We start from the raw sequence: 19,405 nt of genomic DNA on the forward strand, positions 1-19,405 counted from the left end.
CTCGGCTCTACACAAGCAAGCGCAGCGCGCGACCCGCCGTTGCCTTTCATCTTCTTCTTCCATTCCGTGGCGGGCCGCACAGGAAATTGTCAGGGGCCGGGCGGGTGGGCTGCGCGGGGGTGTCCGCCGCATGGATGCGGCGGCCAAGCTTACAGGGACGTACTTGCAGCGTCCCCCGCGCAGCCCACCCGCCCGGCCAAACCCGGCTTTTGCTTTCAGCGACCAACCCAAACCCCGCCACGAGGGGCTCCGCCGTTGGCCGGACACCCCGCGACAAACCACCGCACGTGCGCAATCCCGACGAACGGCGGACAATGGAACCCTTGGCGGCCCGCCACGCCGCCCCTCCCGCTTTCCGCTGCAAGGATTCCCCCATGGCCGCCCGCAAGTCCTCCGCCCCCCTGATCGAAGTCACCGCCCGCCCCGGCCAGCCGCTGGGCATGGCGCCGGCCACCTTCCTGCGCGACTTCTGGCAGAAACGCCCGCTGCTGATCCGCAACGCCTTCCCCAATTTCCAGACCCCGGTGCAGCCGGAAGACCTGGCCGGGCTGGCCTGCGAGGAAGGCGTGCTGGCGCGCCTGATCGAGCACGACAAGACCCAGGACGGCTGGCGCGTGCGCACCGGCCCGTTCCAGGAAGACGTGTTCCCCGCCCTGCCCGACCACGATTGGACCCTGCTGGTGCAGGACGTGGACAAGTGGGACCCGGACGTGCGCGCCCTGATCGAGCACTTCAGCTTCCTGCCGCGCTGGCGCATGGATGACGTGATGATCAGCTTCGCCGCCACCGGCGGCTCGGTCGGCGCCCATGTCGACCAGTACGACGTGTTCCTGCTGCAGGCCCACGGCCATCGCCGCTGGCAGATCGATGCCAGCGAATCGATCAAGGGCAGGCAGCCGCCGCTGGGCTTCCGCCCGGACGTGGAGCTGAAGCTGCTGAAGGTGTTCAAGCCCACCCACGACTGGGTGCTGGCGCCGGGCGACATGCTCTACCTGCCGCCGAACGTGCCGCACCACGGCGTCGCCGAAGACCCCTGCCTGACCTTCTCCTTCGGCATGCGTGCGCCGTCCTCGGCCGAGCTGATCAGCGACTACCTGGACACCCTGATTGCCGATGCCGACGAGAACATCCGCTATCAGGATGCCGACCTGAAGGTGCCGGCCGACCCGAACGAGATCGACACGGTGGCGATGGCGCGGGTGATCACCGCGCTCAACGCCATCCGCATGAACGACCCGGACAAGCTGGGTGACTGGTTCGGCCGTTTCATCACCACCTACCGCGCCGCCGGCGAAGTGATGGCTCACCAGGCCGCTCCCGCACCGGAGGAAGTGGTCCAGGCCCTGGCCTCGGGCCTGCTGCTGCAGCGTCACCCCTGGGCGCGCCTGGCCTGGCGCCGGGCCAAGCGTGGCGCCAGCCTGTACGTCAGCGGCCAGGACTTCGCGCTGCCGGTGAAGGACGCGCAGCGCCTCGCCGGCGCCGAGCAGCTCGATGCCGCCGCCTATCGCGGCCTGTCCGACAAGGGCCGCGCGGTGGTCCAGCAGCTGTTGGCCGGTGGCGTGTTCCAGCTGATCGATCCGAACGAGGTGTATGACGCTGAAGATGAGGATGACGGCGAAGACGCCGTGGTGCTCGGCGAAGTGGTTGAAGGCCGTGACCGTGTCGACGCGATCGACGCCGACGCGGTGTCCGACGATGTCCACACCGTGACCGTGCACGACGACGGCATCGAGGTCATCGTCAACTTCGAGGATCACGACGAAGACGACAGCGACGACGGTCGCGCCTGAGCCCTGCCGCCATGGTCCGGGTCCAGCAGGTCAGCCACGCCGACGCCCATGTTGCCATCCACGACGTGCGCCAACGCGTGTTCGTGCAGGAACAGGGCATCGCCGCCGAACTGGAACGCGACGCGCTGGACCCGGTCAGCGCCCATGTGCTGGCGCTGGACGCCGAAGGCCTGCCGGTCGGCACCGGCCGCCTGGCCCCCGATGGCCGCATCGGTCGCATGGCGGTGCTGGCCGACCATCGCAGCCAGGGCGTCGGTGAGGCCCTGCTGGAGGCACTGGTGGAGGCCGGGCGCCGGCTCGGCCTGGCCGAACTGCACCTGCACGCCCAGCTGCCCGCCCGCGACTTCTATGCCCGCCAGGGCTTCCTGCCCGAGGGCGAGGTGTTCGAGGAGGCCGGCATCGGCCACCAGCAGATGCGGCGGCGGCTGGGCGCGGCCAGCGCCATCGACAGCCGCGCCGAGGCCGTGGCGGCCACTACCGCCGTCATTCACCGCGCCCGTCGCCAGCTGTGGCTGCACAGCCGCCAGCTCGACCCGGGCCTGCTCGACACGCCTACGGTGCAGGCCGCGCTGCGCCGCTTCGTCACTGCCCGCCACGACAAGCAGCTGCAGGTGATCGTGCACGATGCCGCTGCGATCGCCGCTGCCGGCGCCCCACTGCTGGCGCTGGCCCAGCGCCTGCCCAGCGTGGTCCGGTTCCGCGAGGTCAGCGATCCGGTCGACCGTGCGTTGGCCTCGGCCTGCCTGCTCAACGATGCGGGCGACTTCTACTTTCGTCTGATCGGCCATCGCCTCGACGGCGAGGCCGGCATCGCACTGCCTGCACGTTCGCAGCCGTTCGAGCAGCAATTGCTGCGTGTCTGGGACCGTTCGCGCGATTGCAGCGAACTGCGCGCGCTCGGCATCTGAGCCGGCGCCGCCGACCCAACCTGTCTGGAACCGGCACCCGAGGACGCGGGTTGCCTGCGGCAATGCCCCTTCGTGGCCCGTTGGGGGTACAATTTGGCTGTTTGAACGCGCCCGCGCAGGGCTATTCATCATTCCTGCCGGGTCCTTCTGAAGCCATACCCCACAAAGCGAATCAACACCCTCCATCGTGGACAATCAACTGAAGCAGTTTGCGCAATCTTCGCAACTCGCCGGCGGCAACGCCTCCTATGTCGAGGACCTGTACGAGCAGTACCTGGTCTCCCCGGATAGTGTCGATCCCAAATGGAAAACCTACTTCGATGGCTTCAAGGGCCGTGAAGCAGGTGACATTCCGCACTCGGCCGTCATCTCCCACATCGCGGACGCGGCCAAGGATGCGCTGAAAGCTGGCACCGGCAGCGGTGCGGGCGACGAGCGCGAGCGCAATGTCGGTCGTCTGATCACCGCCTACCGCTCCCGCGGCCACCTCGACGCCCGCCTGGACCCGCTGGGCCTGGCCGCACCGGTCAACACCCCGGACCTGGGCCTGCCGTTCCACAGCCTGTCCGATGCCGACCTCAACAGCGAGTTCAGCACCGGCGGCGTCGGCGGCCAGCCGCGCATGAAGCTGCGCGACCTGCTGGCACGCCTGAAGGCGACCTACACCGGCTCGATCGGTGCGGAGTTCATGCACATCTCCGAGGTCGAGCAGCGCCAGTGGATCTACAAGAAGCTGGAAGCGGCCGGTGGCAACTACCAGCTGGACGCTGACACCCAGCGCCGCACCCTGGAGCGCCTGACCGCGGCCGAAGGCCTGGAGCGCTACCTGCACACCAAGTACGTCGGCCAGAAGCGCTTCTCGCTGGAAGGCGGCGACTCGCTGATCCCGATGATGGACACCATCATCCGCAGCGCCGGCAAGGATGGCGTCAAGGACGTGGTGATCGGCATGGCCCACCGCGGCCGCCTGAACGTGCTGGTCAACACCCTGGGCAAGAACCCGCGCAAGCTGTTCGACGAGTTCGAGGGCAAGTTCGAGCACGACGAGCACGCTTCGGCCGGCGACGTGAAGTACCACATGGGCTTCTCCGCCGACGTCGCCACTGAAGGCGGCCCGGTGCACCTGGCGCTGGCGTTCAACCCGTCGCACCTGGAAATCGCCGACCCGGTCGTGGCCGGTTCCGTGCGTTCGCGCCAGGAGCGCCGGAAGGACACCGCCCGCAAGCAGGTGATGCCGATCCTGATCCACGGCGACGCGGCCTTCTCCGGCCAGGGCGTGGTCATGGAGCTGTTCCAGATGTCGCAGGCCCGCGGCTTCGCCGTCGGTGGCACCGTGCACATCGTGGTCAACAACCAGGTGGGCTTCACCACCTCCAACCCGCTGGATACGCGCTCCACGCGCTATGCCACCGACGTGGCGAAGATGATCGCCGCGCCGGTACTGCACGTGAACGGCGATGATCCGGAAGCGGTGGTGTTCGCCGCGCAGCTGGCCTTCGAGTTCCGCCAGAAGTTCGCCAAGGACGTGGTCATCGACCTGATGTGCTACCGCCGTTGGGGCCACAACGAGGCCGACGAACCGGCAATCACCCAGCCGCTGATGTACCAGGTGATCCGCAAGCACCCGACCACCCGCGAGATGTACGCCGAGCAGCTGGAGAAGGCAGGCGTGATCGCCGCCGGTGCCGGCAAGGCGATGGTCGATGCCTACCGCGAGAAGCTGGACGCCGGTGAAGTGACCACCGAACTGGCCAAGGTCGAGAAGACCCCGCCGAGCAGCCCGCTGTTCGTCGATTGGCCGAAGCTGCTGGAAGGCAAGCTGTCCGACCCGGTCTCGACCAAGGTCGAGAAGAACAAGCTGGTCGAACTGGCCAGGCTGATCAACACCATCCCGGACGAAGTGCAGCTGCACTCGCGCGTGGCCAAGGTCTACGACGACCGCCGCAAGATGGCCGCCGGCGAGATTCCGGGCGACTGGGGCTTTGCCGAGAACCTGGCCTACGCCACCCTGCTCGACGAAGGCCATGCACTGCGCCTGGTCGGCCAGGACGTCGGCCGCGGTACGTTCACGCACCGCCACGCGATCCTGCACGACCAGAAGACCGACAACTACTACATGCCGCTGCGGCAGCTGGTGGATTCGCCGGAGAAGGCCACCGTCATCGACTCGCTGCTGAGCGAAGAAGCGGTGATGGCCTACGAATACGGCTTCTCCACCACCGATCCGAACACGCTGTGCATCTGGGAAGGCCAGTTCGGCGACTTCGCCAACGGCGCCCAGGTGGTGATCGACCAGTTCATCGCCGCCGGTGAAGCCAAGTGGGGCCGCATTTCCGGCCTGACCCTGCTGCTGCCGCACGGCTATGAAGGGCAAGGCCCCGAACACAGCTCGGCGCGCCTGGAGCGCTTCCTGCAGCTGTGCGCGCTGGAGAACATGCTGGTGGTCGTGCCGTCGACTCCGGCCCAGGCCTTCCACATGCTGCGTCGCCAGCTGCACATGACCACCCGCAAGCCGCTGGTGGTGATGTCGCCGAAGTCGCTGCTGCGCCACAAGCTGGCGGTGTCGACCCTCGACGAGCTGGCCAACGGCGAGTTCCAGCACCTGATCGGCGACGCCAATGCCGACGCCAAGAAGGTCAAGCGCGTGGTGCTGTGCTCGGGCAAGGTCTACTACGACCTGCTGGAGGACCAGACCAAGCGTGGCCAGGACGACGTGGCGATCATCCGCGTGGAGCAACTGTATCCGTTCCCGCGTGCGCTGCTGGCTGCCGAGCTGAAGAAGTACGGCAAGGCCACCGACGTGGTGTGGACGCAGGAAGAACCGCAGAACCAGGGTGCGTGGTACCAGATCCGCCACCACCTGCAGTTCTGCCTGGCCGATGGCCAGAACCTGCACTACGCCGGTCGCGCACGTTCGGCCTCGCCGGCTGCCGGTCACATGGCTGACCATGTCCGCGAGCAGCAGCAGCTGATCGCCGACGCACTGGTCAACCCGTTCAACGACCAGGTCGCTGAATAACTCTCCCCCCTATTTAGAAGACAAACCAGGAAGCTCCCGCAATGGCCACCGAAGTCAAAGCCCCGGTACTGCCCGAATCCGTCGCCGACGGCACCATCGCCACCTGGCACAAGAAGGTGGGCGACGCCGTCAAGCGCGACGAAAACCTGCTTGACCTGGAAACCGACAAGGTCGTCCTGGAAGTGCCGTCGCCTGTTGACGGCGTGCTCAAGGAAATCAAGTTCAAGGAAGGCGATACCGTGACCTCCAGCCAGGTCGTGGCGATCATCGAAGAAGGCGCCGTAGCTGCGGCTCCGGCCCCGGCCGCTGAAGAGAAGAAGGCTGAAGCCGCACCGGCCGCCGCTGCTCCGGCCGCTGCCGCTGCGCCGGCCCCGGCTGCCAAGTCGGCCGCCGACGCGCTGCCGCCGGGCGCCCGCTTCACCGCCATCACCGAAGGCGTGAACCCAGCCGACGTCGACGGCACCGGCCGTCGTGGCGCGGTGACCAAGGAAGACATCGTCAACTTCGCCCGCAACGGCGGCGCCGGCAAGGCCGGTGGCGCACGTCCGGAAGAGCGCGTGCCGATGACCCGCATCCGCAAGCGCATTGCCGAGCGCCTGATGGAGTCGAAGAACTCCACCGCCATGCTGACCACCTTCAACGAAGTCGACCTGTCCAAGGTTTCGGCCGCGCGCAAGGAACTGCAGGACGAGTTCGTCAAGGCCCACGGCATCAAGCTGGGCTTCATGAGCTTCTTCGTGAAGGCCGCCGCCAACGCGCTGCAGCGTTTCCCGCTCGTCAACGCCTCGATCGACGGCGACGACATCATCTACCACGGCTACTCGGACATCTCGATCGCCGTCTCGACCGAAAAGGGCCTGGTCACGCCGGTCCTGCGCAACGTCGAGCGCATGTCGTTCGCCGACATCGAGAAGACCATCGCCGACTACGCCAAGAAGGCACGTGACGGCAAGCTGGGCCTGGAGGAACTGCAGGGCGGCACCTTCACCGTGACCAACGGCGGCACCTTCGGTTCGCTGCTGTCGACCCCGATCATCAATCCGCCGCAGAGCGCCATCCTGGGCATGCACGCCATCAAGGAGCGTCCGATCGCCCAGAACGGCCAGGTCGTGATCGCGCCGATGATGTACCTGGCGCTGTCCTACGACCACCGCATCATCGACGGCAAGGACTCGGTGCAGTTCCTGGTGGACATCAAGAACCAGCTGGAAAACCCGGGCCGCATGCTGTTCGGCCTGTAAGAAACCTCCCGCCCCTCCGCGCCTGCGCGGAGGGGTTCTGGTAATGCATCAAGGAATAATTCAATGGCTGAACAATTCGACGTCGTCGTCATCGGTGCCGGCCCGGCCGGTTACCACGCTGCCATCCGCGCGGCCCAGCTGGGCCTGAAGACCGCCTGCATCGACGCAGCGCTGGGCAAGGACGGCAAGCCGGCCCTCGGCGGCACCTGCCTGCGCGTGGGCTGCATCCCGTCCAAGGCGCTGCTGGATTCCTCGCGCCAGTTCTGGAACATGGGCCACATCTTTGGCGACCACGGCATCAGCTTCAAGGATGCCAAGATCGACGTCGAGGCGATGATTGGCCGCAAGGACAAGATCGTCAAGCAGTTCACCGGCGGCATCGGCATGCTGTTCAAGGCCAACAAGGTCGCCGCCTATTACGGCTTCGGCCAGCTGCAGCCAGGCAACGTGGTCAAGGTGAAGCAGCACGACGGTTCGGAAGTCGAGCTGAAGGGCACCAACGTCATCATCGCGGCCGGTTCGGATTCGATCGAGCTGCCGTTCGCCAAGTTCGACGGCGAGACCATCGTCGACAACGTCGGCGGCCTGGACTTCACCGAAGTGCCGAACCGCCTGGCGGTGATCGGCGCCGGCGTGATCGGCCTGGAACTGGGCAGCGTGTGGAAGCGCCTGGGCGCTGAAGTGACCATCCTGGAAGCCATGCCGGAGTTCCTGGCCGCTGCTGACGCCGAAGTGGCCAAGACCGCTGCCAAGGAGTTCAAGAAGCAGGGCCTGGACATCAAGCTCAATGCCAAGGTTTCCAAGACCGAGATCACCGGCAAGGGCAAGAAGAAGGAAGTCATCGTCACCTACACCGACGCCGAAGGCGAAAAGACCCTGACCGTGGACAAGCTGCTGGTGGCCGTGGGCCGTCGCGCCGCCACCAAGGGCCTGCTGGCCGAAGGCACCGGCGTCAAGGTCAACGAGCGCGGCCAGATTGAAGTCGATGCGCACTGCCACACCGGCGTCGACGGCGTGTGGGCGGTCGGCGACTGCGTGCGCGGCCCGATGCTGGCGCACAAGGGCTTCGAGGAAGGCATCGCGGTGGCTGAGCTGATCGCCGGCCTGCCGGGCCACGTCAACTTCGACACCATCCCGTGGGTCATCTACACCGAGCCGGAACTGGCCTGGGTCGGCAAGACCGAAGCCCAGCTGAAGGCCGAGGGCATTCCGTACAAGGCCGGCAGCTTCCCGTTCGCCGCCAACGGCCGTGCCGTGGCGATGATCGAGCCGGCGGGCTTCGTGAAGATCCTGGCCCATGCCGAAACCGATCGCATCCTCGGCATGCACCTGGTCGGCGCCAACGTCTCCGAGCTGGTGCACGAAGGCGTGCTGACCATGGAATTCAGCGGCTCGGCCGACGACCTGGCCCGCATCTGCCACGCCCACCCGTCGCTGTCGGAAGTGATCCACGACGCGGCGATGGCGGTCAGCAAGCGCGCCATCCACAAGGCGAACTGATCGTTCGCGGGTTGTGCCGGCCGCTGGCCGGGATGGCCGGATGCAAGGAACCCCGCTTCGGCGGGGTTTTTTGTTGCTCATTTCCCTGTAGTGCCGAGTCCACGCTCGGCTGCCCTGCACAGGCCGCCGAGCATTGGGCTCGGCGCTACACCTTTCCGGCCGGCTTCTTCGGCGGATCGTCACAGATGCGGTGCCGGACCACGGTTCCACCCGCCTTCCACTCCTTCACCACCCGGCAGCGCTCCCTGGGCTTGACCGCCCTGGCCGCTGCAGCATCCGCCTCATCGGCAGCGGCGGCCTGCTGTCGTTCCAGCCATGCGGACGACGGTGACACCGGTGTGGCCGGTGCCGGCCCCGCAAGCAATGCCAGCGCGACCAGCACCACTGCCCTCATGCCGCCACCGGGCCGCCGCCGAGCAGGCGCGCGGGCAGCATGAACAGCGCGCGCAGGAACGCAAACAGCGCCGAGAACGTGATGCCGACCAAGCGGAACGGCAGGCTCAGCAACCAGACAAACGGCCACGCGATCAGGGCGAGGACCGCCAGCGGCCAGCACAGCACGAACAGCAGGCACCACACACCGAGCGCGAACAGGGTCTTCATCACGGTCTCCTTGTGGCGGCACCTTGCCGCCTGCCGACACGTTGGCGCCCTGCCCTTGCCGCGCGCAAATGGTTTGCGACGAAACCGGGCTGGGGGCGATGAAACCGACCCAGCGCCGGTGCAATGCCGAGCCCATGCCCGGCTGCGCTTCGTGGCGACCGCATGGAACCCGCGCTGCACGGGGGCGCTGACAGCGGCTCCTGCCGCTGCCTTGGGCTCTACAGCGCCCGATGGCGGTTGCCGGCCAACGGCCGGCACGACCGTTACTCGAACGAACCGACCGAATCGTGGGCCAGGTTGTCGAATCGGGTGTATTCGCCAAAGAACTTCAGCTTGCACGAACCGGTCGGGCCACCACGGTGCTTGCCGATGATGATCTCGGCCAAGCCCTTGTCTGGCGAATTTTCCTTGTTGTAGTAATCGTCGCGGTAGATGAAGACGATCATGTCCGCGTCCTGCTCGATTGCGCCCGATTCGCGAAGGTCGGCCATCACCGGGCGCTTGTCGGTACGCGTTTCCAGCGAGCGGTTGAGCTGCGACAACGCGATCACTGGAACGTTCAGTTCCTTGGCCAGGCCCTTCAGCGAACGCGAGATTTCCGAGATTTCAGTCGCGCGGTTCTCGCTGTTGCCCGGCACGCTCATCAGCTGCAGGTAGTCGATCACCACCAGGCCCAGGTCATGCTCGCGCTTGAGGCGGCGGCACTTGGAACGCAGCACTTCAGGCGACACGCCGGGCGTGTCGTCGATGAAGATCTTGGTTTCCTTCAGCATCTTGATCGCGCTGGTGACACGGCTCCAGTCCTCGTCTTCCAGCTGGCCGGTACGCAGGCGCTGCGCGTTGATGCGGCCATTGGAGGAAATCAGGCGCATCGCCAACTGCGCGGCCGACATTTCCATCGAGAACACGGCCACGCCTTTCTTCGATTTGATCGCTGCGTACTCGGCGATGTTCAGTGCGAAGGTGGTCTTGCCCATGGCCGGGCGCGCGGCAAGGATGATCAGGTCGGTCGGCTGCAGGCCGGAGGTCATTGCGTCGAAATCGGTATAACCGGTCGGCAGGCCGGTAATGTTGCCGCCGTTCTCGAAACGACTGCGCAGCTCTTCGAAGGCATCCTTCAGTGCACCGGGCATCGCCACGAAATCGGTACGGCCGCGTGCGCCCTGTTCGGCGATGGCGAACACGCTCTTTTCTGCCGAGGCCAGCAGCTCGCTGCTGTCACGCCCTTCGGGCTGGAAGCCGTCGTTGACGATATCCGTGCCGACCTGGATCAGCTGCCGCAGCACCGCCTTGTCACGCACGATCTCGGCATAGGCCACGATGTTGGCGGCTGACGGCGTGGTACTGGCCAGCTCGACCAGGTAGGCGCCATCACCCACCAGTTCCATCTTGCCCTGCGATTCGAACCACTCGCCCAGGGTCACCGCATCGAACGGCCGCTCGCGCTCGGACAGCTCACGGATTGCGCGATAGATCATCTGGTGGTCGCGGCGGTAGAAGTCGCTTTCGGTCAGCTGGTCATTGACCCGGTCGTAGGCCTCCGGGGCCAGCATCAGGCCACCCAGCACCGCCTGCTCGGCTTCCACCGAATGCGGCGGTACCCGCAGCTGGTCGATGCGCGACTCGTCGCGTTCGCGATCGAAGCCATCACCGCGCTCTCTGCGGTTGGAACGGAAGCCGGGGCGAGCGGACATGCTGCGATGTTTCCTGCAAAAGTGGGCGAGACGAGTGTAGGCATGTGCCGCCCCCGGCGGCGATGGACAAGCCTGTGGATAAACCGTGGGAAAACGGGGGATATCCGCCGGTACCTGGCCAGACTGGCGTGGGAGCGTCGCACTGCCTGCGACGGGCGCCGTTGCGGCGCCCGAGCACCCATTATCGCAGATGGGGGTGTCGACCGCTGGCGTCAATCGCCCTTGACGTGCACCGCGATCAGCGCCAGGAACCGGTCCATATAGCCCTGCAGGAATTTCTGCGTGCCCTCGTTGTGGACCGTGCCGTCGGCATCGATCAGGCCGTCCTTGAAATGAATGAATGCCTCTGGCTGGCCGAGCACGTGCATGTCCAGGAAGGCCAGGCTGTTGCGCAGATGCTGCTGGGCCACGGCGGTGCCGATCTGGCCGATGGAGGCGCCGATCACCGCCGCCGGCTTGCCGGCAAACGCACTGTCACCATACGGGCGCGATCCGATATCGATGGCGTTCTTGAGCACGCCGGGCACCGACCGGTTGTACTCGGGGGTCACGAACAGCACCGCGTCGGCGGCACGGACCTGGTCCTTCAGCCGGGTACCCTGCGCCGGATAGTGCCCATCGAAGTCCTGGTCGTACAACGGCAGATCACCGATCTGCACGTACTGGAAGCGCGCACGGTCACCGGCAATCTTCTCCAGCGCATGGGCCAGTTTGCGGTTGCAGGAATCCTTGCGCAGGCTGCCGACGAACACGGCGATGGTGGGGACGGACATCGGGATTTTCTCCTCACGGTGCGGGAGGCCCAGCCTAGACGCCGGGTCCGTGCCGTCCGGTGAAGATCAGCCGCCGGTCACGCCCGCGCGCACCTGCCGCCAATGTGCCTGCCAGGCCTGGAACATCAGCACGTTCCACAGATGGGTATGCCACTTGCGCTGGCCGCCGAGGAACTGCTGCCACAGCGGCTGCACCGCCGCCGCCGACAACACGCCCTCCTGCTCCAGCCGTGCGGGCTGCAGCAGGTCTTCGGCCCACGGCCGCAGGTCGCCCTTCAGCCAGTCGCTGACCGGCGCACCGAATCCGCGCTTGGGCCGGTGCACCATCGACTGCGGCACGTAGCGGCCAAGAACGCGCTTGAGCAGCACCTTGCTGGTGGTTTCGCTGCGCTTGAAGCCCAGCGGCAGCGACCAGGCGAACTCGGCCACGCGCCAGTCCAGCAGCGGCGCGCGTGCCTCCAGGCTGACTGCCATCGAGGTGCGGTCGACCTTGCACAGCAGGTCATCCGGCAGGTAGGTCACGTAATCGGCCAGCATCATCGCGTCGGCCGGTGTGCCGGCGCCGTGCAACGGATCGGCCAGGTCGTAGAAGCTGCCGGCAGCCTGTGCGCCCGGCACTGCCGCCGTCGGGTCGCGCCAGCGCGAGATGCGGTTGCGGTACACGTCACCGATGCCACGCGCGCCGGACTCGGCCAACAGCGCGGCCAGGCCGCCGGTACGCGAGGCCTCGCCCTGCTGCTGGGAGCGCGCGCCCATCCAGCGCCGCAGCGGCCCCGGCACGCGGCCCAGCATCTGCCAGTTGCGCAGCGCGCGCACATAGCGGGTATAGCCGAAGAACAGCTCGTCACCACCATCGCCGGACAGCGCGACGGTTACGCCCTGCCGCGCCAAGCGGGCGACCAGCGCGGTCGGCACCTGCGAGGCATCAGCGAAGGGTTCGTCGAACATCGCCGGCAACTGCGGCACCACCGCCAGTGCATCGGCACCGCTGACGTAGAGTTCGGTGTGGTCACAGCCCAGATGCGCGGCCAGTTCCCTGGCCAGCGGCGCCTCGTCGTGGCCCGAACCGGTGAAGCCGATACTGAAGCTGTGCACCGGCTGACCGCTCTGTGCCTGCATCAGCGCGGCCACCAGCGATGAATCGGTGCCGCCGGACAGGAACACGCCCACCGGCACGTCGGCCACCATGCGCAGCGCCACTGCGTCGCGCAGCAGCCCGTCCAGCTGTTCCTCGGCCTCCTCGATGCGGCCCTGGAACGGCGCAGCCAGCGCCGCCTGCATGCGTGCTCGCGCATCCCAGTAGGGGCGCTGCGCCTGTTCCGGGCGGTGCGCCGATGCACCCGCCGCGACGGCTTCGGCATCCAGGCGCAGCACGCGGCCCGGCATCAGCTTGTAGCAGCGCTGGTGGATGCTGTGCGGGGCCGGAATGTAGTCCAATCGCAGCAACAGGGTCAGTGCGTCGCGGTCGATGTCGTTGTCGAAGGCCGGGTGCTGCCACAGCGCCTTCAGTTCGGAACCGAACACCAGGGTGTCACCGGCCCAGCCGTAGTACAGCGGCTTCTTGCCAACACGATCGCGGGCCAGCCACAGGCACTGCTGCTGGCGGTCCCACAGCGCGATGGCGAACATGCCGTTGCAGCGCTGCAGGGTGTCCTCGATGCCCCATTGCAGGATCGCTGCCAGCAGCACCTCGGTGTCGGAGTGGCCACGGAAGGCATGCCCCAGCGGCTCCAGTTCGGCACGCAGGGCGGCGAAGTTGTAGACCTCGCCGTTGTAGGCCATCACGTAGCGACCATCGGATGAGGCCATCGGCTGGTGGCCCAGCGGCGACAGGTCGAGAATGCTCAGCCGACGGTGCGCCAGCGCGATGCCTGCCCCGGCATCGGCCCAGCTGCCGCCATCATCCGGCCCGCGGTGGTGCAGCGCCTCGCCCATGGCCAGAACCTGCGCCTGCAGCACTTCGGCCGACGCCACAGGCGCCGGCAACAACATTCCCGCCAATCCACACATGCATCAAGGTTCCTGCGCCAGTTCAAGGGCGGCGCCAATCACCGCATTGTCGCTTGGAAGCCCGAACATTGCTGCCCCCGCCAGCGGGGTATAGGTATCGGCACCGCAGACCCGGCGCAGCGGCAGGTGGCCGAAACCGGCCTCGACCAGTGCCGTGACCACGCCCTCGCCCACCCCACCACTGTGGCGGCCCTCGTCCAGCACCAGCACCCGCCGTGCACTGGCGGCCTGGCTGGCGATGAAGCCGGCATCCAGCGGCACCAGCCAGCGCAGGTCGACCACCCGCACCTGCCAGCCCAGCTGCTGCTCGATCGCCCGCGCCGCGCGCAGCGCCATCGGCACGCCGTTGCCATAGGTGTAGACCACCAGGTCGCCTGCCTCCGGCGCATAGACCCGGCCTTCACCCGGTACCAGCGCCTGGCCCTGGTCCGGGTAGTCGAACAGCCACCGGCCATCGCCCGGCTCATGCAGGTCCTTGCTCATGTACAGTGCGATGGGCTCCAGGAACACCGCCACACGTCCATCCACCCGGGCCAGCGCCGCCAGCGTGCGCAGCATCATCACCGCATCGTCGCCACGCGACGGGCAACCGACCACCAGGCCGGGAATGTCGCGCAGCGCCGTGATCGAATTGTCGTTGTGGAAGTGGCCACCGAAGCCCTTCTGGTACCCCAGCCCGGCCACCCGCACCAGCATCGGATTGCGGTACTGGTCATTGGAGAAGAACTGCAACGAACACGCTTCGCCGCGCACCTGGTCGATGGCGTTGTGCAGGTAGGCCAGGTACTGGATCTCCGGAATCGGCAGCATGCCCATGTTGGCCAGGCCCTGCGCCATGCCCAGGATCATGGTCTCGTCCAGCAGCGTGTTGAACACCCGGCGCGGCCCGAAGCGGCGCAGCAGATCCTTGGTGACGGTGTAGACACCGCCCTTCTGCGCGACGTCCTCGCCGAACAACAGGCTCTGCGGATACTTCGCCAGCAGTTCCTGCAGGCCGTGGTTGATCTGGATGGCGAGGTGCCGTGGCGCCTGCCGCTCAGGCAGGGTCTCCGCACCGCCATACAGCGCTTCGCGCATCTCGGCGGGCACCTCGCGCCGCGCTTCAGCCTGCACCGCCGCCGGTGTGTACGGCGCCAGCGGCGCCATCACGTCCTGCAGCGACTGCAGCGTCGGGTGGCCTTCGGCGTCGGCGGCCGCCGCCATGCAGCGCGCGCGCATCGTTTCGTAGGCCACTTCGATGGCGGCTGCATCCATCCAGCCCGATTCCATCGCGATCTGCGCCGAGCGCAGCAGCGGATCCTGCGCCTCGGCCGCGCACAGCTCCGGCAGCGCGCGCCATTCCACTTCAAAGTCGGTGCCGGCATGGCCCATCAGGCGCGTGGTACGCAGATGCAGGAAGGTCGGCCGCCGCGTGCGCCGGCAATGTTCCACCGCGGCCTGCACCTGGGCATGCCCGGTGGCCAGGTCCAGGCCATCGGCGAAGAAATAGTCGAGCCCCGGCTGCCGGCTGAAGCGCTCGGCAATCCAGCCGTCCGGCGTCTTCACCGAAATGCCCAGCCCGTTGTCCTCGCAGACGAACAGGATCGGCGCCGGCAGCTTCTGGTAGGCCGACCACATCGCGGTATTGAACGCGGTCTGCGCGGTGGCATGGTTGGCCGAGGCGTCGCCGAACGAGCACAGCACGATGCTATCGGTGGGAACCGGCAGCGCCTGCCCCAACCGCTTGCCGCTCTCGATGGCCAGCGCGGTGCCCAGCGCCTTCGGCAGGTGCGAAGCAATCGTCGAGGTCTGCGGCAGCACCCACAATGGCTTGCTGCCCCACACCTTGTGGCGGCCACCGCTGGCCGGATCATCCGCGCTGGCGGCGAAGGACAGAGCGGCATCGCGCAGCGGGTCGATACCCGGCACCTGGCGTGAACGCTCGGCCATGAAGGCACCGGAGCGATAGTGCAGGAAGGCGGGATCGGTATGCCGGCAGGCCCGCGCCAGCAGCGCATTGCCTTCATGGCCGGAGGAACCGATGGTGTAGAAGACCTTGTTCTGCACGCGCAGCACGCGTGCCATCAGGTCCAGCTGGCGGCTGGCCAGCTGCGAGTCGAACAGCTCGCCGAAAGCAGCGGCGGTGAGCGTGCTGCCCGGCAGGATCGGCGCATCCGGTGCCGGGCGCGGACGCGGGGTTCCGCGCCAGCCACGCACCGCATCGAGGAAGTTGACGTCGCACACTTCGGCGCGGTTGAGCACGCGCATGCGTGCGGGAATTGGATCTGGAACCACAGCGAACATCGAACACCCTCCGTGTCGTTGTTGCATTCCGCCGGGCATGGCCCGGCGCTACCCTGTGGGGGTTACCTTGGTGAGAGTCACGCGGCCTCGAATCGCGAGCGCACTTCGGCGGTCACCGCCGGCATCGGCAGGAAGCGCGGCTGCTCACGCACGCGCTGCAGCCAGGCGCGCACCTCGGGGAATGGCTCCAGGCTGATGCCGCCCTCGCCTGCCACGTCGGTGTAGGCAAACAGGGCGATATCGGCGATGCCGTAGCTGCTGCCGGTGAACCACTGCGCCTGGCGAAGGTGCTGCTCCATCACCGCCAGCGCGGTGGCGGCGCGCTCGTGCAACCGTGGCAGCTCGGCGCGGCGTGGCGAGTCGGGCGCCGTCCAGCCCCGGATGAAGCGCGCTACCGCCACGCACGGCTCGTGCGTGTACTGCTCGAAGAACATCCAGCTCAACGCCTGCGCACGCTCCCAGCCATCGCTGGGCAGGTAGGGCGTGCCTTCGGCCAGCCAGAACAGGATCGCGTTGGATTCGGTCAGCACGCGGCCGTCGTCGCGGACGATCAGCGGCACCTTGGCATTCGGGTTGAGCGCAAGGAATTCGGGCGTGTGGGTCTGGCCATGGGCACTGTCCACTTCCACCCAGCGGTAACGGCTCCCGAGCTGCTCAAGCAGCAGCCGGACCTTGTGGCAATTGCCCGAGACCGACATGCCATGCACCGTCAGCGGGACGCGCTCTTCCACCATTGCCTGCTCCATCGGATCCGGCCGGCGGCCGGCTGCGTGCAGTCTGGCAAGTGCGCCAGGGAATGCCAAGCGCGGATGCAGCATGGCAACCAGGTAACGCTGGCCGCGGGCCGGCGATTGCACGAATGCTGCCGCAACATGGTTGCCGGCCAGCGGCCGGCACTACCAGGCAACGCTCAGCGCGCGCGTTGCCGCCACTGCTCGCGCGACTGGCCCCAGATCTGCATTGGTTTGTCGTTGTACGGCGGCGGCAATTCGCCCATGCGCAGCAACCTGCTGCCGAGCTTGCGCGCGACCGCCCGCGAGTTGTCGTTGTTCTCGGCGATGGTATGGATCACCTCGTGCCAACCCAGCGTGTCGAAGGCCCAGTCGATCGCCGCGACCGCCGCTTCCGGCGCATAGCCCCGGCCCCAGCTGGCGCGGCGGATGCCCCAGCCGACCTCGGTACCCGGCCAGTCCTGCGGTTGCCAGGGGCCCATCCGCCCGATCCAGTCCCCGCTGGATTTTTCGATCACGCTGAACATCGAGAAGCCGAACAGCTGCCAGGCGCCAGCCAGGCTGCAGAAGCCGCGCCAGGCTACCGAAGGCGGCTGCACGCCACCGAGGGTGCGCATCGTTTCCTCGTCGGCGCAGAACGCCAGATAGGGTTCGTAGTCCTCGCGCCGCAGCGGGCGCAGGATCAGGCGCTCGGTTTCCAGGCGCAGGTCGAAGATGCTCATGCCGACTCCATGTCGAAGGGGCCACCATGATGGTGGATTCGGCCTCCACACGGATGAATGCCCGCGCTCACAACGAAACGGGCCGGCATGCGCCGGCCCGTCGGGTACAGCACGTATTCTGGATTACTGGCGCGTGGCCGCAGTGGCGCCGGCAGCAGCGGTCTGCGTGACCAGCTGGCCATCGACCACCGGCAGGCGATCGCTGGCCGGCTTGTTGTCCATGCGCACGGTCTTCTCGGCGCCGTCGTAGCGGTAGGTCACGTTGTAGCCCTTCACCACGTCATTGGTGCCCATGGCGATGCGGTTGCCCGGCTTGCTGGCCATGCGCATGGTACCGGTGGTGCCGTCTTCGTTGCGGTAGGTCACGTTGTAGCCGGTAACACGGCTCGACTCGGAGGTGGCGGTCTCGGTGTGGCACTGGCGCTCGGTGCGGTTGACCACGCGGCCACCCACGTGGCGCTTGTCGATCTGGTTGCCGATGAAGCCACCGGCCACCGCGCCTGCGGCGGTCGCGGCCTTCTTGCCGTTGCCGCCGCCAACCTGGTTGCCGAGCAGGCCGCCGACCACGGCGCCGACCACGGTGCCACCGACGTTGCCATCACGCTCCGGCAGGCGTTCCTGCACGGTCACGTCCTGGCACACCTCGTGCGGGGTCTGGGTGGTGGAAGTCTCGCGCACCGGATCGGTGCCGATCACAGTGGCGTAGGCCTTCTGCTTCTCGGTGATCGGGTCGACCTTCAGCACGTCGGCGTATTCCAGCCCACGCGGCGCAGACGGGTCGAGCCTGTCACCACGTGCGCCATCGTCGGTGGCACTGCCGTCGACCAGGCGCGACTCGCCATTGGGGGTGGTGGCGCTGATGGAATCGGGCGATTTGTCGCCACTCTTCATGAAGGCGGCGGTGGCGATGCCACCGACCAGCAGCGCGCCCGCTGCGACCAGGACAGTTGTAGTTGTGCTTTTCATGACCTGCTCCTTGCGGACCATCCGCAACGTTCTCGAACCAGATTGCAGCATGCGCTGCCTGAACGGAATCTCCACATTTCCTGCTCATTCCTGTAACCCATTCAGCATCGGGAAATGCTGGGCCCGTGGTAGCGTTTGCATATTCCCCACGAGGATTTCCGCCATGGCCAACCCGATGCTGCTGCCGGTACTGCAATGGGCCCGCCGGCTGCGCTACCCCACCCTGTTCAAGCTTACAGCGGGCCTGTTCGTGCTGACGCTGTTCATCCCGGACCCGATCCCGTTCGTCGATGAGCTGGTGCTCGGCTTCGGCACCCTGCTGCTGGCCAACTGGAAAAGCCGCCACGCTGCCACGGTTGCGCCGTCGCTGGAACAGCGTTGAGCCCGCTGGTCGACAGCCACTGCCACCTCGATGCCGGCGAGTTCGACAGTGACCGCAGCGCCGTGATCGCGCGCGCGCAGGCCGCTGGCGTGCGCCTGCAGGTGGTGCCGGCGGTGACCGCGGCCAGCTGGCCGAAGCTGCGCGTGGTCTGCCAGCAGGCGCCGGGGCTGCATCCGGCCTACGGGCTGCACCCGATGTTCCTGGCCGAGCACCGGCCCGACCATCTGCCGCTGCTGCGCGAATGGATCGAGCGCGAACGCCCGTGTGCGATCGGCGAATGCGGGCTGGATTTCTTCGTCGAGGGGCTGGATGAGGAGGCGCAACAGGCGTATTTCATCGGTCAGCTGCAACTGGCCCGCGAGTTCGAGCTGCCGGTAATCGTGCACGCGCGACGCGCGGTGGACGCGGTGATCGCCGCGATCCGCCGTATCGGCGGCCTGCGCGGCGTGGTGCACAGCTTTTCCGGCAGCCCCGAACAGGCTGCGCAGCTCCACCGGCAGGGCTTCCTGCTCGGTCTCGGTGGTCCGCTGACCTACGAACGCGCGCAACGGCTGCAGCGCCTGGTGCGCGGGATGCCGCTGGAACAGCTGCTGCTGGAGACCGACGCGCCCGACCAGCCTGACGCCGGCATCCGCGGCCAGCGCAACGAACCGGCACGGCTGGCGGTCATCGCCCGCCATGTCGCGGCACTGCGCGGAATGGACGTTGAAGCCGTTGCACATGCCACGACGGAGAACGCGCGACGGCTGTTTGCTCTGCCAGCGTTGTAACGGGCGGCGGACC

16 protein-coding genes are annotated in these 19,405 nt (G+C 67.2%); 7 read left to right on the top strand and 9 right to left on the bottom strand.

The genetic code is table 11. The features are described 5' to 3' along the window. Positions 1-374 precede the first annotated feature (374 nt). The 5 genes from G370_RS0109605 (at position 375) to lpdA (ending at position 8,458) form a co-directional block, all read left to right on the top strand. The gene (locus G370_RS0109605) at positions 375-1,790 is read left to right on the top strand and encodes a ribosomal protein uL16 3-hydroxylase (protein ID WP_019660408.1); all 1,416 of its coding nucleotides are present in this window, start codon (positions 375-377) and stop codon (positions 1,788-1,790) included. 11 nt (positions 1,791-1,801) lie between these two features. Beyond that, entirely contained in the window at positions 1,802-2,698 is an 897-nt protein-coding gene (locus G370_RS0109610; protein WP_019660409.1) for a GNAT family N-acetyltransferase, read from the top strand. Between the two features lie 187 nt (positions 2,699-2,885). After that, positions 2,886-5,717 carry a 2-oxoglutarate dehydrogenase E1 component gene (locus tag G370_RS0109615; RefSeq protein ID WP_019660410.1) on the top strand — a complete coding sequence of 944 codons (2,832 nt, stop codon included), beginning with the start codon at positions 2,886-2,888 and terminating at the stop codon, positions 5,715-5,717. A 41-nt stretch (positions 5,718-5,758) separates the two neighbouring features. Further along, positions 5,759-6,958 (top strand): dihydrolipoyllysine-residue succinyltransferase, encoded by a 1,200-nt coding sequence (sucB, locus tag G370_RS0109620; protein ID WP_019660411.1) that lies wholly within the window; start codon positions 5,759-5,761, stop codon positions 6,956-6,958. 63 nt (positions 6,959-7,021) lie between these two features. Continuing rightward, entirely contained in the window at positions 7,022-8,458 is a 1,437-nt protein-coding gene (lpdA, locus tag G370_RS0109625; RefSeq protein ID WP_019660412.1) for a dihydrolipoyl dehydrogenase, read from the top strand. Positions 8,459-8,603: 145 nt separating this feature from the next. Here lpdA and G370_RS0109630 read toward each other — a convergent pair whose 3' ends face one another. The 9 genes from G370_RS0109630 to G370_RS0109670 all read right to left on the bottom strand — a co-directional run bounded on the left by G370_RS0109630 (position 8,604) and on the right by G370_RS0109670 (position 18,240). Further along, positions 8,604-8,852, bottom strand: a complete 249-nt coding sequence (locus tag G370_RS0109630) for a hypothetical protein (RefSeq protein WP_032955311.1) — start codon at positions 8,850-8,852, stop codon at positions 8,604-8,606. Further along, positions 8,849-9,061, bottom strand: coding sequence for a hypothetical protein (locus tag G370_RS0109635; protein WP_019660414.1), 213 nt, complete (start codon positions 9,059-9,061; stop codon positions 8,849-8,851). The genes G370_RS0109630 and G370_RS0109635 overlap by 4 nt, the downstream gene beginning before the upstream one ends. 263 nt (positions 9,062-9,324) lie before the next feature. Next, positions 9,325-10,755, bottom strand: coding sequence for a replicative DNA helicase (locus G370_RS0109640; protein ID WP_019660415.1), 1,431 nt, complete (start codon positions 10,753-10,755; stop codon positions 9,325-9,327). 212 nt (positions 10,756-10,967) lie between these two features. Next, positions 10,968-11,528 carry an NADPH-dependent FMN reductase gene (locus G370_RS0109645; protein ID WP_019660416.1) on the bottom strand — a complete coding sequence of 187 codons (561 nt, stop codon included), beginning with the start codon at positions 11,526-11,528 and terminating at the stop codon, positions 10,968-10,970. A 66-nt stretch (positions 11,529-11,594) separates the two neighbouring features. Then, a complete protein-coding gene (gene asnB, locus G370_RS0109650) occupies positions 11,595-13,538 on the bottom strand; it encodes an asparagine synthase (glutamine-hydrolyzing) (protein ID WP_019660417.1) in 1,944 nt (647 codons plus the stop codon). 3 nt (positions 13,539-13,541) lie between these two features. After that, on the bottom strand, positions 13,542-15,821 hold the full coding sequence (locus tag G370_RS0109655; protein ID WP_019660418.1) for a thiamine pyrophosphate-dependent enzyme: 2,280 nt from the start codon (positions 15,819-15,821) through the stop codon (positions 13,542-13,544). Positions 15,822-15,898: 77 nt separating this feature from the next. Then, complete coding sequence (locus G370_RS0109660) at positions 15,899-16,555, bottom strand: glutathione S-transferase family protein (protein WP_026347068.1); 657 nt, start codon at positions 16,553-16,555, stop codon at positions 15,899-15,901. 176 nt (positions 16,556-16,731) lie between these two features. Next, the gene (locus tag G370_RS0109665; protein ID WP_019660420.1) at positions 16,732-17,274 is read right to left on the bottom strand and encodes a GNAT family N-acetyltransferase; all 543 of its coding nucleotides are present in this window, start codon (positions 17,272-17,274) and stop codon (positions 16,732-16,734) included. 123 nt (positions 17,275-17,397) lie between these two features. Beyond that, on the bottom strand, positions 17,398-18,240 hold the full coding sequence (locus G370_RS0109670; protein ID WP_026347069.1) for a glycine zipper 2TM domain-containing protein: 843 nt from the start codon (positions 18,238-18,240) through the stop codon (positions 17,398-17,400). A 163-nt stretch (positions 18,241-18,403) separates the two neighbouring features. Between G370_RS0109670 and G370_RS0109675 the strand changes: the two genes are divergently transcribed. After that, the gene (locus tag G370_RS0109675; protein ID WP_019660422.1) at positions 18,404-18,622 is read left to right on the top strand and encodes a DUF6116 family protein; all 219 of its coding nucleotides are present in this window, start codon (positions 18,404-18,406) and stop codon (positions 18,620-18,622) included. After that, the gene (locus G370_RS0109680) at positions 18,619-19,392 is read left to right on the top strand and encodes a TatD family hydrolase (protein WP_019660423.1); all 774 of its coding nucleotides are present in this window, start codon (positions 18,619-18,621) and stop codon (positions 19,390-19,392) included. Before G370_RS0109675 ends, G370_RS0109680 begins: the two co-directional genes overlap by 4 nt. The last annotated feature ends 13 nt before the right edge of the window (positions 19,393-19,405 follow it).

The sequence above is a fragment of the Stenotrophomonas hibiscicola ATCC 19867 genome (assembly GCF_000382065.1).
Taxonomy (GTDB): domain Bacteria; phylum Pseudomonadota; class Gammaproteobacteria; order Xanthomonadales; family Xanthomonadaceae; genus Stenotrophomonas; species Stenotrophomonas hibiscicola.

Bases quoted from the DNA above. Each gene is read 5' to 3' on its own strand.
- G370_RS0109605 (WP_019660408.1), top strand. From the start codon at position 375: ATGGCCGCCCGCAAGTCCTCCGCCCCCCTGATCGAAGTCACCGCCCGC.
- G370_RS0109610 (WP_019660409.1), top strand. From the start codon at position 1,802: ATGGTCCGGGTCCAGCAGGTCAGCCACGCCGACGCCCATGTTGCCATC.
- sucB (WP_019660411.1), top strand. From the start codon at position 5,759: ATGGCCACCGAAGTCAAAGCCCCGGTACTGCCCGAATCCGTCGCCGAC.
- lpdA (WP_019660412.1), top strand. From the start codon at position 7,022: ATGGCTGAACAATTCGACGTCGTCGTCATCGGTGCCGGCCCGGCCGGT.
- G370_RS0109630 (WP_032955311.1), bottom strand. From the start codon at position 8,852: ATGAGGGCAGTGGTGCTGGTCGCGCTGGCATTGCTTGCGGGGCCGGCA.
- G370_RS0109635 (WP_019660414.1), bottom strand. From the start codon at position 9,061: ATGAAGACCCTGTTCGCGCTCGGTGTGTGGTGCCTGCTGTTCGTGCTG.
- G370_RS0109640 (WP_019660415.1), bottom strand. From the start codon at position 10,755: ATGTCCGCTCGCCCCGGCTTCCGTTCCAACCGCAGAGAGCGCGGTGAT.
- G370_RS0109645 (WP_019660416.1), bottom strand. From the start codon at position 11,528: ATGTCCGTCCCCACCATCGCCGTGTTCGTCGGCAGCCTGCGCAAGGAT.
- asnB (WP_019660417.1), bottom strand. From the start codon at position 13,538: ATGTGTGGATTGGCGGGAATGTTGTTGCCGGCGCCTGTGGCGTCGGCC.
- G370_RS0109655 (WP_019660418.1), bottom strand. From the start codon at position 15,821: ATGTTCGCTGTGGTTCCAGATCCAATTCCCGCACGCATGCGCGTGCTC.
- G370_RS0109660 (WP_026347068.1), bottom strand. From the start codon at position 16,555: ATGGTGGAAGAGCGCGTCCCGCTGACGGTGCATGGCATGTCGGTCTCG.
- G370_RS0109665 (WP_019660420.1), bottom strand. From the start codon at position 17,274: ATGAGCATCTTCGACCTGCGCCTGGAAACCGAGCGCCTGATCCTGCGC.
- G370_RS0109670 (WP_026347069.1), bottom strand. From the start codon at position 18,240: ATGAAAAGCACAACTACAACTGTCCTGGTCGCAGCGGGCGCGCTGCTG.
- G370_RS0109675 (WP_019660422.1), top strand. From the start codon at position 18,404: ATGGCCAACCCGATGCTGCTGCCGGTACTGCAATGGGCCCGCCGGCTG.